Below are 11,709 nucleotides of genomic sequence, written 5' to 3'. Positions count from 1 at the left end.
CTCCCCGCCCTGCTCGACGACGCCATCAGCCACCCGGCGACCTCCCCCGGCCTCCCCGCACCCTGGTACGCCGTCTACGGCAACCACGACACCCTGCTGCTCGGCACGTTCAACCTCAGCCCCACGCTGCACGCCCTCGCCGTCGGCGGCCGCAAGGCGTACACACTCGAAGCGACGGCATCGATGGCGCTCGCGGGCTACGCCGCCAGCGGCAGCGCCGTCACCCAGCTGCTCGACGCGTTCGGGCTCTGGCTCGGACGCCCCGGCTTCAAAGAGGTCACCGCGAACCCCGGCCGCTACCTGTTCGCACAGCGGGACTTCATGGCCGAGCACTTCACGACAGAGACGCAGCCCGGACCCATCGGCCACGGCTTCACCCAGCACAACCTCGACTCGGGCGAGACCTGGTGGACGGCGCAGCTCTCGCCGTTCGTGCGCGCGATCGGCCTCGACACCTGCAACGCCGTGGCCGGCCCCGACGGGGCCCTGCCCGACGTGCAGTTCCAGTGGCTGAAGGCTCAGCTGCAGCAGGCGACCACCGAGGGCATGCTCGTCGTGGTGCTCAGCCACCACAACAGCCTCACTCTCGAGAATGACGCCCAGCGCCCCGGCGACACCACGGTGCTGCACCATGCCGAAGACGTCATCGACCTGCTCCTGGCCTACCCCGTCGCGATCGCCTGGCTCAACGGTCACACGCACCTCAACCAGATCCTCGCCCACCCCGGTGCGAACGGCGGCGGCTTCTGGGAGATCACGACGGCCTCGTGCATCGACTTCCCGCAGCAGCAGCAGGTGCTCGAGATCGTCGACAACCGCGACGGCACCCTCTCGATCTTCACCACCGTGCTCGACCACGCCTCGGCGGCGACTCCCGCCGGCACCGGCGCGTCCCGCGACCTCGCCTCCCGCGCCCGCGAGTTCGCCGCCAACGACTGGGCCGAATCCCCCGCGATGCGTCGCGGCTCCGCCCTCGACCGCAACACCGAGCTGCTGCTTCCGGCCCCGTTCGACCTCGAGAAGATCACGGATGCCGCGCTCGACGCCCAGCGCATGACCGAGCGCGCCCGCATCCTCGCCCACGAGCAGAAGGCGGCATCGTGAGACGCACCTGGGCGCTGGCCGCGCTCGTCGTGGCCGCGGCATCCCTCACCGCCTGCACCCAGGTGCAGGCCATCGCCCCCGTCGGCGGCACCCACCTCGAAGAGGTGAGGTATGCGGGCATCGACGTGCTGCAATCGGCGAAGATCGACATACTGACCGCGCCGGTGTGCACTCGCGCCACCGACGGCGGCGTCAGCTGCACCGGCGAGACCCTGACGAAAGAGACGATCACCGTGAGCTCCCCCGCGTCCGCGAAGACGACCCTCATCGTGAAGGTCGGCGACACGACCCTCTACGACGGTGACCTGCAGCCCGTGCTCGACAAGGCGGCCGGCAAATGAGCCGCGTGCGCTCGGGCATCGCCCTCGCGCTCGTCATCGTGCTCGGCGCGGTCGCGCAGGGGTTGACGGCTCTGCCCGCCGTCGGCAGCACCGACACGACGGCGCTCTCGATCATCGGCGTCGGGTCGATCGTGATCGTCGTGGTCGAGGTGTGGCTGCTCGGCTGGGCGGCGTGGGCATTCGCGACCCGTGCGCCCGGTGGGCCGCGCGTCGCCGCCTTCGGGTGGATGTCGCTGCTCGTCATCATCCTGCTGGTCGTCGCCGGCGCCGTCTCGATCCTCGTTCCGCTCGTGCTGACAGCGGCCGGATGCCTCGTGGCCGCGGCATCCGCCGGCCAGCGGCCCTGGCACGGCTTCCGGGTGTTCCGCGCCCACCCGTGGGCCGCGGTGATTCTGCTGGTCGTCGGCTCCGTCGTGCTCACCGTCGCCTGGATCGCCGCGTTCAGCGCCGGATTCTTCATCACGGGCGCCGTCGGCGGAATGATCACCTGGCTCGCGTTCGGCATCGCCGGAGGCGGCCTGCTGATCTGGTGGTCGTCGCTCGTGCAGCGCACCGCGGCATCCGCAGCATCATGAGCTTCACGGGCCTCAACCCCGACGCGATCGCGTTCTTCGGCGAGCTCGCCGAGAACAACACGCGCGAGTGGTGGCTGGCGAACAAGCACCGCTACGACGAGAACGTGCGCACCCCGTTCGAGCTGCTCGCGGGCGAGCTCGAACCCGAGTTCGGCGGGCTCAAGATCTTCCGTCCCTACCGGGACGTGCGCTTCAGCGCCGACAAGACGCCCTACAAGACGCACATCGGCATGGTGTCCTCGACGCCTCCGGTCGCGTTCTACCTGCAGCTGTCCGCCGAGGGCCTGCTCGTCGGCGGCGGGGTCTACGACGTTCCGCCGCCCGCACTCGCCCGCTTCCGGGAGGTCGTCGCCGACGAGGCATCCTTCGCCCGTCTCGAGCCGGTGCTCGCCGGCCTCACGGATGCGGGGTTCACCCTGATGACGGATGACGCGCTGCGCACCGCACCGCGCGGCTACCCGGTCGACCACCCGCGCATCGACCTGCTGCGGCTCAAGCACCTCGCCGTCGGACTGCGGGAACCCGTCGAGGACTGGTGGTTCACACCCGTCGCATACGACGAGATCTCGTCGCACTGGCGCGCGGTCGCACCCTGGCTCACGTGGCTCGCCGAGAACCTCGGCGACGACCTCGTACGCGTGCGCGCCCGCTGAGCGGGCGGCTTGTGCGCGGGCGGGCGCCGCGCGGCCCTGACCTTGGATGGGGCCCGCCCCGTGCCACGTGCCCCTTGCCCGGGGCCAGGCTGCCCCTTGCCCCTTGCCCCTTGCCCCTTGCCCGAGGCCAGGCTGCCCCTGCCCGACCCGGGCTGAGCGCACCGTCGGATGTTCTCGCCGACACGCCGGGAGTTCGGACCCAGCACCGGCGGGTCGGGCAGAAGTTCCGACGTTAGGCAGGTCGGCGACCCCCGGGGGTCTGAGTCACGGTGTGAGTCACGGCGACGGATCACCCCGCCCCGCGCCATGCCCCCGGGGCTCGGCCCGGCTCAGTCCTCCCAGCCGATGAGCCATGTGAGGCCGAAACGGTCGGTGACCTGACCGTCGTGGGCGCCCCACGGGCGCACCTGCAGGTCGTCGACGATCGTGCCGCCATCGGCGAGCGCCTGAAACCACCGGGTCAGGGTGTCGGCGTCGGCGTAGCCGAGCAGCGAGAACAGCACGCCTCGCACGTGCGTGGTCTCCTCCCCCGGGGCAATGTCGGCGGCGAACAGCTCGACCGGTCCACGCAGGATGCCGTGCGCGATCGCCTCGCCCGGCCCGTCCGTGCGCGAGAACTGGGCGAACGTGTAGGCCTCGACCTCACCTCCGAACGCGGCCGCATAGAAGTCCAGCGCGGCACGGGCCTCGCCGTCGAAGTGAAGGTACGGAGCGGGGGCGGTCATGCGTCCTCCTCGGGTCGGGGCGGTCCGGCGACGACGGGGTGCGTGCCGGTGTAGCCCTCGCGTGCGGCCGCCGCGGCGTAGATGCCCTTGCGGGCGGCGAACCAGCCGATCACGAGCGCGGGGATGAGCACGATGAGCGAGGCGAGCACCCAGCGCCCGGTCTCCGAGAAGCCCATCGTGACGAGCACGAACAGCAGGAAGGCGAGCGTGAGGTACGAGGTGTACGGCGCGCCGAAGAGGCGGAACGAGGGCTCTTTCAGGATGCCGCGCTTCGCCCACGTCCGCAGCTTGAGCTGGCAGAGGATGATCGTCGCCCAGCCGCCGATGATGCCGAGGGCGGAGATCTCCAGCACGATCTCGAAGGCCTCGGAAGGCCACAGCGCGTTGATGCCGACACCGCAGAGCGTGATGGTGGCGGTGAGCAGGATGCCGCCGAACGGCACGCCGTGACGGCTCATCTTGGCGGTGAACCGTGGGGCGGAGCCGTTGACGGACATCGAACGCAGGATGCGACCCGTCGAGTACAGCCCGGCGTTGAGGCTCGAGAGCGCCGCCGTGAGCACGACGAAGTTCATCACCGACCCGGCGACGGCGCCCGCCTGCGGGGATCCGATGTGGGAGAAGAACGTGACGAACGGAGACTCTCCGGCCTCGTACGTGGTGAACGGCAGCAGCAGCGAGAGCAGCAGCACCGAGCCGACATAGAAGATCGCGATGCGGAAGACGACGGTGTTGATCGCCTTCGGCATGACCTTCTCCGGCTCGGCCGTCTCACCCGCCGCGGTGCCGACGAGCTCGATCGCCGCGTAGGCGAACACGACCCCCGAGATCGCGAGGAGAGGCGCGACGGCGCCGAGGGGGAACACGCCCCCGTTCTCGGCGATGACCGAGAAGCCCGTCGCACCGATGTCGGTGCGCCCGCCGAACACGATGAAGCAGACGCCGACGACAAGGAAGACCACGAGCGCGCTCACCTTGATGAGGGCGAACCAGAACTCCATCTCGCCGAACAGCCGCACGCTCACGAGGTTGACCGACAGCACCACGACGAGGGCGAGCAGGGCGATCAGCCACTGCGGCACCTGCTGAAGCGGCTCCCAGTACTGCGCCCAGAACTTGACGTACAGAGCTGCTGCCGTGACGTCGACGATCGAGGTCATCGCCCAGGTGAGGAAGTACAGCCACCCCGAGACGAAGGCGAGCTTCTCGCCGTAGAACTCGCGCGCGTATGAGACGAACGACCCCGACGACGGGCGGTGCAGCACGAGCTCGCCGAGGGCCCGGAGGATCAGGAACGCGAAGAAGCCGCAGATCGCGTAGACCAGCACGAGAGAGGGTCCGCTCGAGGCGAGACGCCCGCCGGCCCCCATGAAGAGGCCGGTGCCGATCGCACCGCCGATGGCGATCATCTGGATCTGCCTCGGTCGCAGGGTCTTGTGATACCCGGCGTCCTCGGTGGAGAAGTCCGCGACCGCGAGCGCGCGGTCCCCCGTGGTGCCGATGGGTCCCTCCTGGGCGTCTTCCGGATCGAGCCTGCTCGTGTCGGTGCGGTCTGTCATGCGCTCTCCGTTCGCACGCGGCGGCGCCGCGGTGGAGTCAGTCTCCCACTGCCGACAGCGTCCACGTGACGGATGCCGCCTCCCCCGGCGCGATCGACAGCACCCCGGTGTCGAACGGGTACCGCTCCGCGTTGAAGGCGTCCGGCGCGCACGTCATCGGCTCGACGGCGACGCCGATGCGGTGTCCGGGGCTTCCCGGGCCGCCGGGCTGGTCGGCGGTGCAGATCTGCACCCACGGCGACCCGGCGTCGAAGGTGATGCGCGCGCCTCGGGCCGCGGCATCCGTCACTGTCACGGATGCCACACCCGCGCCGTCACGCGCGAGATCGGTGAACGCGTGGTCGATGCAGACCTCTCCGATCACCCGCGGTTCGCGGAAGTCGAAGCGAGCGGCGTCGACGGCGACCTCGGCGAGGTCGAGCGGCTTCAGGCGCCGCCGGGTGACCTCGAGCACGCGGGAGGCGGGGAGGTGCAGGAGCGCCTCGTTGACGGAGCCCGTCGCCGGAAGGAGGTAAGGGTGCGGTCCCGTGCCGAACGGCGCCGGAGTGTCGGACAGATTGACGGCGGTGACCGTCTGGGTGAGCCCGGAGCCATCGAGTCGGTAATCGACGTCGACGCGAACCCGCCAGGGGTATCCGGACTGCGCCGCGATCGTCGTCGTCAGGAGGGCGCGCTCGGGCGTGTGGGCCACGACGGCGAAGTCGTACCAGCCGACGAGTCCGTGCAGGGCGTGGCCTCGCTCCGGCTCGGTGAGGGCGACGCGATGCGTCTCCCCTGCGAAGCGATACTCGCCGTCGACGATGCGGTTCGGCCACGGCGCGAGCGTCGCGCCCCGGAACGCGGGGCGCACCTCGTCGCGGGCGAACGGGACGATCAGGTCGCGGTCACCGAAGCGGAGGACGCGCACCGTCGCGCCGACCGTGCTCAACTCGGCGAGGTATCCGCCGCCACGAAGGGTCAGCGCGGTGCCGGACAGGGGGGCCGAAGCGTCGATGCTCACGGGGCGATCCTGGCAGACCCGTCGCGCGACGGCCACACGCGGCGCGGAACGCGACCGCGCTGTGGTCGGCCGGTTGCGCCGACATACCCCTCAGGGGTATACAGGATCTGTGACCACGAACAGCCCCGATCAGACGGACGACCACGTGCATCCGCACCCTCAGGTGCACCCGCACTCCCCCGACGCGCCGCGCTACGCAGCGCCGGCACCCGCTGACGCCCACGAACGGCATGACCATGCGGGGTGCGAAGACGACGGCGGGCACGACGCGCACGACGACCACGCGAGTCACTCCGTGCACGACCACGGCGACGCCACCGTCGCCAGCGACCACACTGACCGCGCCGACCACAATCACTCGGCGCACGACCACACGGGACACGACCACGCGGGGAACGACCACTCCGGCCACGACCACTCCGGCCACGATCACTCCGCGCACGTCGGCCAGTTCCGTCGCCTGTTCTGGATCATGCTCGTGATCGCCGCGCCCGTCGTCGCCTTCTCGCCGATGTTCGCGATGCTCGTCGGCTACGAGGTGCCCGCGGCATCCGTTCTGTCGTGGGTGTCGCCGGTGCTCGGCACGGTGATGTACGTCTGGGGCGGGCGTCCGTTCCTGGTCGGCGGCGTCGCCGAGCTGCGGGCGCGGCGGCCCGGGATGATGCTGCTCATCGCCCTCGCGATCACGGTCGGGTTCGTCGCATCGTGGGGGGCCTCCCTCGGGCTGCTCGACCACCAGCTCGACTTCTGGTGGGAGCTCGCGCTTCTCGTCGTCGTGATGCTGCTCGGGCACTGGATCGAGATGCGGGCCGTCGCGCAGACGTCGTCCGCGCTCGACGCGCTCGCCGCTCTGCTCCCCGATCGGGCCGAGCGTGTCACCGCCCAGGGCACCGAGTCGGTCGACCCGGCGACGCTGCGGGTCGGCGATGTGGTCGTCGTGCGCCCGGGCGGACGCGTTCCCGCCGATGGGCGCGTGGTGTCGGGAACGGCGGCGATCGACGAGTCGATGATCACCGGCGAGTCGCGCCCGGTCACGCGCTCGACCGGCGATGCCGTCGTCGCCGGCACGGTCGCGACCGACTCGGGCCTGCGTGTCGAGGTGACCGCGGTCGGCGACGACACGGCTCTCGCCGGCATCGCGCGGCTCGTCGCCGAGGCGCAGCGCACCACGACCCGCGCACAGCGCATCGCCGATCGTGCCGCGGCGTGGCTGTTCTGGTTCGCGCTGACGGCCGCCGTGGTGACGGCCGTCGTCTGGACGGCGGTCGGCCTGCCTGATGACGCCGTCGTGCGCGCCATCACCGTTCTCGTCATCGCGTGCCCGCACGCACTGGGTCTCGCGATCCCGCTCGTCGTCTCCATCGCGACCGGCCTCGCAGCCCGCGCCGGCATCCTCGTGACCGATCGCCTCGCGCTCGAGAGCATGCGCACGGTCGACGTCGTCGTGTTCGACAAGACCGGGACCCTCACGGCGGGCACTCCCGAGGTGACCGCGCTCGACTCCACGGACGAGAACCGGATGCTGCGCCTCGCCGCCGCTGCCGAGAGCGAGTCGGAGCATCCCCTCGCCCGAGCGATCGTGGCTGCGGCGGAGGGTCGCGGCATCCGACTGCCGGAGGCCCACGACATCGTCACGACCCCCGGCGTCGGTGTCGTCGCCCGCGTCGAGGGACACCGCGTCTCGGTCGGCGGCCCGGCCCTGCTCGCCGCCGCCGGACTCGCGCCCGTTGCGGCGGCGCAGGCGTGGAGCACCACCGGGTCGACGGTGCTGCACGTCGTCGTCGACGGCAGCACGATCGGCGCGATCGCGCTCGACGACGCGGTGCGCCCGACCTCGCGGCAGGCGGTCGCCGCGCTGCGGGAACGCGGCGTCGACGTCGTGATGCTGACCGGAGACGCCGAACCGGTGGCGGCGCGCGTGGCTGCCGAGGTCGGCATCACCCGCTGGATCGCCGGAGTGCGCCCCGAGGACAAGGCCGCCGAGGTCGCGCGGCTTCGCGCCGACGGTCACCGCGTCGCGATGGTCGGCGACGGCGTGAACGACGCACCCGCGCTCGCGGGAGCCGACGTCGGCATCGCGATCGGCGCCGGCACCGACGTCGCGATCGCCTCGGCCGGGGTCGTGCTGGCGGGGTCCGACCCGCGCGCCGTCGTCTCGGTCATCGACCTGTCGCGGGCCAGCTACCGCAAGATGGTGCAGAACCTGTGGTGGGCGGCGGGTTACAACCTGGTCTCCGTGCCGCTCGCGGCGGGCGTGCTCGCCCCGATCGGCTTCGTGCTGCCGATGGCGGTGGGTGCCGTGCTCATGTCGCTGTCGACGATCGTGGTCGCCGCCAACGCCCAGCTGCTGCGGCGACTCGACCTGCGCCTGCGTTGAGGGCGGGTCGGGGCGTCGTGCATGCGACACCCCGACGCGCGCACGTCAGAGGGTGTCGTTCGTGGATTCCGTGGTCGAACGGGTGGTCCGCTGACCGCTCGCCGGATCGACCTCCGTGCGGGTGACGGTCGAGGTTTGACGACGCCTCGATATCGAGACCAGACCGATGATGAACACCACGACGCCCGCGGCGATCAGGATGTAGCCGATGAGCGACAGGTTCACGAACCCGCCGACCGGGATGTTCAGCGCGAACGCGAGAATCGCACCGATGACGATGAGGGCGATGCCTCCACCAACTCCCATGACACTTCTCCTCTCGGCAGCGCCCACGCGATGCCGAACCGATCATGTCGCGTGCCACTCCCGCTGCGCACAGGGTTGACAGCGGCCGGCCGGCCCCTCACCCGCCGGCGCGGGCGACCACCGCGCGGGCGTGCCGCAACAGCGGCTCGTCGACCATCGCGCCGTCGAACGCGAACACCCCCGCCCAGTCCTCGGCGGCGGCGAGCACCGCCCGGGCACGCGCGACCTCCTCCACGGTCGGCGCGTAGGCCGCGCGGACGACGGCGACCTGGGCGGGGTGGATGCATGCGGTCGCGTGGAACCCGGATACCGCGGCATCCCGTGCCTCCTCGGCCAGCCCCCGCTCGTCGTCGATGTCGATGTGCACGGCGTCGACCGCGGCAAGCCCGTACGCCCCCGCGGCGAGCAGCACGCGCGATCGGGAATGGCGGGCGACGTCGCGGTAGCGACCGTCCCGGGCACGGCTGGAGGTGCCGCCGAGCGAGGCGACGAGGTCCTCGGCGCCCCACATCAGACCGATCACCGTGGGGAGGGTGGCGAGGGATTCGGCCTCGATGACGCCGCGCGCCGTCTCGCAGAGCGGGATGAGGCGGTAGCGGATGTCGATCGTCGCGAGCGCTGCCGCAGACGCCGCCTTCGCGACCATCAGGGTACGAAACGGCGTCGTCGCGAGCGCCGCGAGGTCGGCGACGTGGTCAGCGGTTCCGACCGGATTGACGCGCACGATGGTGCGGTCGGGGTCGAGATCTGCAGCCGCGAGGGCCGCCCGGGCCGCGGGTCTGTCGGCGGCGGCGACGGCGTCCTCGAGATCGAGGATGACGCCATCGGCGCGCTCTGCGGCCTTGGCGAACCGGTCGGGTCGGTCGGCGGGGCAGAACAGCAACGCGGGCCCCGGCAGCTCGACGCTCATGACTCGCCCCGGTCTCGACACCAGACGAGCACGATCCGGGATGCCGCGGCCACCACGACTCCGTCCTGATTGCGGCCCGTGTGGCGCAGGGTCACAACCCCCTGGCCCGGGCGCGATCCGGAGATGCGCGCGGCGAGCACCTCGGATTCGACGATGAGGGTGTCACCGGCGAACAGCGGCGCGGGGAAGGAGATGTCGTCGAGGCCGACCTGGGCGACGAGCGTGCCCTGCGTGAGCTGCGCGACCGAGAGGCCGACCATGGTCGCGAGGGTCCACAGCGAGTTGATGAGGGGCCGTCCGAACGGCTGGGTGGCGGCGTACGCGGCGTCGAGGTGCAGGGCCTGCGGGTTCATGGTGAGGGTCGTGAACAGCACGTTGTCGGCCTCGGTCGCCGTGCGCCCTGGCCGGTGACGGTAGCGCGCGCCGACCTCGAACTCCTCGAAGTAGAGTCCGCGCTGCTCGATGGGTGCGCGCGGGTCGACAGGCTCAGACACGGGCGGGCTCCTCGAGGCCGAGCGACCGGGAGATCAGCAGCAGCTGCACCTCGGTGGTGCCCTCGCCGATCTCCAGGATCTTCGCGTCGCGGTAGTGCCGGGCGACCGGGTACTCGTTCATGAACCCGTTCCCTCCGAACACCTGGGTCGCGTCGCGCGCGTTGTCCATCGCGGCCTCGCTCGCGACGAGCTTCGCGAGCGCCGCCTCGGTCTTGAACGGCCGGCCGCCGTCGCGCAGCCGGGCGGCGTAGTGCCAGGCGAGGCGGGCGGTGTGCACCCGCGCCTGCATGCGGGCGATGAGGAACTGGATGCCCTGCCGGCCGGCGAGCGCCGAGCCGAACACGGTGCGCGACTTGGCGTAGTCGACGGATGCCTCGAGGCATCCTTCTGCGGCACCGGTCGCTAGCGCGGCGATGGCGATGCGCCCCTCATCGAGCGCCGCGAGGAAGTTCGCGTAGCCGCGGCCCCGCTCGCCGAGGAGGTTCTCGGCCGGCACCCGGGCATCGACGAAGGTGAGCGGGTGCGTGTCGGAGGCGTGCCAGCCGACCTTGTCGTAGGCGGGCTCGACGGTGAACCCGGGGGTGCCGTTGGGCACGATGATGGTCGAGATCTCGGGCCGTCCGCCGCGGTCGCCGGTGACGGCGGTGACGGTCACGAAGCGGGTGATGGCGGTGCCGGAGTTCGTGATGAACTGCTTCGCGCCGTTGATCACCCATTCGTCGCCGTCGAGCCTCGCGGTCGTGCGGGTGGCGCCCGCATCCGATCCCGCCTCGGGCTCGGTGAGGCCGAAGCCGGCGAGCGCACGCCCCGCGACGAGGTCGGGCAGCCACGTCTCCCGCTGGGCGTCGCTGCCGTGGCGGAATAAGGGCATGGCGCCCAGCCCGATGCCGGCCTCGAGGGTGATCGCGATCGACTGGTCGACGCGTCCGAGGGCCTCGATCGCGAGGCACAGGGCCATGTAGTCGCCGCCCTGGCCGCCGACCTCCTCGGGGAAAGGCAATCCGAACAGACCGATCTCCCCCATCTGCGCGACGATGTCGAGCGGCAGCGTGTGGGTGCGGTCGGCCTCGTACGCGCGCGGCGCCACCACCTCGTCGGCGAACGCGCGCACCATCGCGGCGAGCTCGCGCTCGTCGTCGGTGAGGTCGTAGTCGTGCGTGAGCGTCATGGTGTTCCTTCCGGGTGGGGGTCGACGCGGGCGAGCACCTGCCCCAGTCTCACCTGGTCGCCGACGGCGACGTCGAGGTGCACCGTGCCGTCGTGGGGCGCGGTGAGGGGGTGCTCCATCTTCATGGCCTCGATCGTGACGATGCGGGTGCCGGCGGTGACCGCATCGCCGTCGGCGTGGTGCACGGCGACGACCGTGCCCGGCATGGGCGCGGCGAGCCGGGGGTCGGATGCCGCATCCCCCCGCTCACGCCGCGCCCGCCGCCGCTCGTCGGCGGCGCGACGGCTGAGCGGGGTGAGCGCCCAGGTGCCGTCGGCGGTGTGCACCCACACGGTGCCGTCCGCATCCCGCGCGCTCTCGCCGGTCACGGGAGCGGGGCGCACCGCGACGACGTCGCCGTCCGCCGTCGCGAAAGCCCGCTCGGCGACGACAGCGGGCGCCGAGGCGCGCCACCCGCTTCCCGCCCGCCAGAGCGGCGAGGCGAACGCGGGCTCCGT

At 71.6% G+C, this 11,709-nt stretch carries 13 protein-coding genes; 5 read left to right on the top strand and 8 right to left on the bottom strand.

All coding sequences use genetic code 11. The features are described 5' to 3' along the window. The 4 genes from RR49_RS00920 to RR49_RS00905 form a co-directional block, all read left to right on the top strand. A partial coding sequence (locus RR49_RS00920; protein WP_045245901.1) for a metallophosphoesterase family protein occupies positions 1-1,104 on the top strand: 1,104 nt, incomplete at its 5' end. Next, a complete protein-coding gene (locus RR49_RS00915) occupies positions 1,101-1,445 on the top strand; it encodes a hypothetical protein (RefSeq protein WP_045245899.1) in 345 nt (114 codons plus the stop codon). The genes RR49_RS00920 and RR49_RS00915, both read left to right, overlap by 4 nt. Next, positions 1,442-2,020 (top strand): hypothetical protein, encoded by a 579-nt coding sequence (locus RR49_RS15560; RefSeq protein WP_045245897.1) that lies wholly within the window; start codon positions 1,442-1,444, stop codon positions 2,018-2,020. The genes RR49_RS00915 and RR49_RS15560 overlap by 4 nt, the downstream gene beginning before the upstream one ends. Beyond that, positions 1,975-2,673: a DUF2461 domain-containing protein gene (locus RR49_RS00905; protein WP_052671972.1), complete on the top strand. Its 699-nt coding sequence runs from the start codon at positions 1,975-1,977 to the stop codon at positions 2,671-2,673. Before RR49_RS15560 ends, RR49_RS00905 begins: the two co-directional genes overlap by 46 nt. 329 nt (positions 2,674-3,002) lie before the next feature. Here the strand turns inward: RR49_RS00905 and RR49_RS00900 are convergent, their stop codons facing one another. The 3 genes from RR49_RS00900 to RR49_RS00890 are packed head-to-tail and all read right to left on the bottom strand — an operon-like array spanning position 3,003 to position 5,957. Further along, the gene (locus RR49_RS00900; protein ID WP_045245895.1) at positions 3,003-3,398 is read right to left on the bottom strand and encodes a VOC family protein; all 396 of its coding nucleotides are present in this window, start codon (positions 3,396-3,398) and stop codon (positions 3,003-3,005) included. Then, the gene (locus RR49_RS00895; RefSeq protein ID WP_048809474.1) at positions 3,395-4,957 is read right to left on the bottom strand and encodes an amino acid permease; all 1,563 of its coding nucleotides are present in this window, start codon (positions 4,955-4,957) and stop codon (positions 3,395-3,397) included. Before RR49_RS00895 ends, RR49_RS00900 begins: the two co-directional genes overlap by 4 nt. Before the next feature lie 37 nt (positions 4,958-4,994). Further along, complete coding sequence (locus RR49_RS00890; RefSeq protein ID WP_048809473.1) at positions 4,995-5,957, bottom strand: aldose 1-epimerase family protein; 963 nt, start codon at positions 5,955-5,957, stop codon at positions 4,995-4,997. A 109-nt stretch (positions 5,958-6,066) separates the two neighbouring features. Here RR49_RS00890 and RR49_RS00885 point away from each other — a divergent pair, with 109 nt between their 5' ends. Then, positions 6,067-8,334: a heavy metal translocating P-type ATPase gene (locus RR49_RS00885; protein ID WP_245610927.1), complete on the top strand. Its 2,268-nt coding sequence runs from the start codon at positions 6,067-6,069 to the stop codon at positions 8,332-8,334. 45 nt (positions 8,335-8,379) lie between these two features. Here RR49_RS00885 and RR49_RS00880 read toward each other — a convergent pair whose 3' ends face one another. The 5 genes from RR49_RS00880 to RR49_RS00860 form a co-directional block, all read right to left on the bottom strand. Further along, positions 8,380-8,640: a DUF6458 family protein gene (locus tag RR49_RS00880; protein ID WP_045245894.1), complete on the bottom strand. Its 261-nt coding sequence runs from the start codon at positions 8,638-8,640 to the stop codon at positions 8,380-8,382. A gap of 97 nt (positions 8,641-8,737) precedes the next feature. Beyond that, complete coding sequence (locus tag RR49_RS00875; RefSeq protein WP_045245892.1) at positions 8,738-9,550, bottom strand: HpcH/HpaI aldolase/citrate lyase family protein; 813 nt, start codon at positions 9,548-9,550, stop codon at positions 8,738-8,740. After that, a complete protein-coding gene (locus RR49_RS00870; RefSeq protein ID WP_045245890.1) occupies positions 9,547-10,044 on the bottom strand; it encodes a MaoC family dehydratase in 498 nt (165 codons plus the stop codon). The genes RR49_RS00875 and RR49_RS00870 overlap by 4 nt, the downstream gene beginning before the upstream one ends. Continuing rightward, entirely contained in the window at positions 10,037-11,212 is a 1,176-nt protein-coding gene (locus RR49_RS00865) for an acyl-CoA dehydrogenase family protein (protein ID WP_045245888.1), read from the bottom strand. Before RR49_RS00865 ends, RR49_RS00870 begins: the two co-directional genes overlap by 8 nt. Continuing rightward, positions 11,209-11,709 (bottom strand): biotin/lipoyl-containing protein (locus tag RR49_RS00860; protein ID WP_045245887.1); only part of this gene is annotated, 501 nt, incomplete at its 5' end. The genes RR49_RS00865 and RR49_RS00860, both read right to left, overlap by 4 nt.

Origin of the sequence: Microbacterium ginsengisoli, assembly GCF_000956535.1 — a bacterium.
In the GTDB taxonomy this organism is placed as follows: Bacteria; Actinomycetota; Actinomycetes; order Actinomycetales; family Microbacteriaceae; genus Microbacterium; species Microbacterium ginsengisoli.
Note: the sequence above shows the minus strand (reverse complement) of the source record. Positions and strands in the feature narration are given on the sequence as shown.

Coding starts and splice junctions, on each gene's coding strand:
- RR49_RS15560 (WP_045245897.1), top strand. CDS start 1,442: ATGAGCCGCGTGCGCTCGGGCATCGCCCTCGCGCTCGTCATCGTGCTC.
- RR49_RS00900 (WP_045245895.1), bottom strand. CDS start 3,398: ATGACCGCCCCCGCTCCGTACCTTCACTTCGACGGCGAGGCCCGTGCC.
- RR49_RS00895 (WP_048809474.1), bottom strand. CDS start 4,957: ATGACAGACCGCACCGACACGAGCAGGCTCGATCCGGAAGACGCCCAG.
- RR49_RS00880 (WP_045245894.1), bottom strand. CDS start 8,640: ATGGGAGTTGGTGGAGGCATCGCCCTCATCGTCATCGGTGCGATTCTC.
- RR49_RS00875 (WP_045245892.1), bottom strand. CDS start 9,550: ATGAGCGTCGAGCTGCCGGGGCCCGCGTTGCTGTTCTGCCCCGCCGAC.
- RR49_RS00865 (WP_045245888.1), bottom strand. CDS start 11,212: ATGACGCTCACGCACGACTACGACCTCACCGACGACGAGCGCGAGCTC.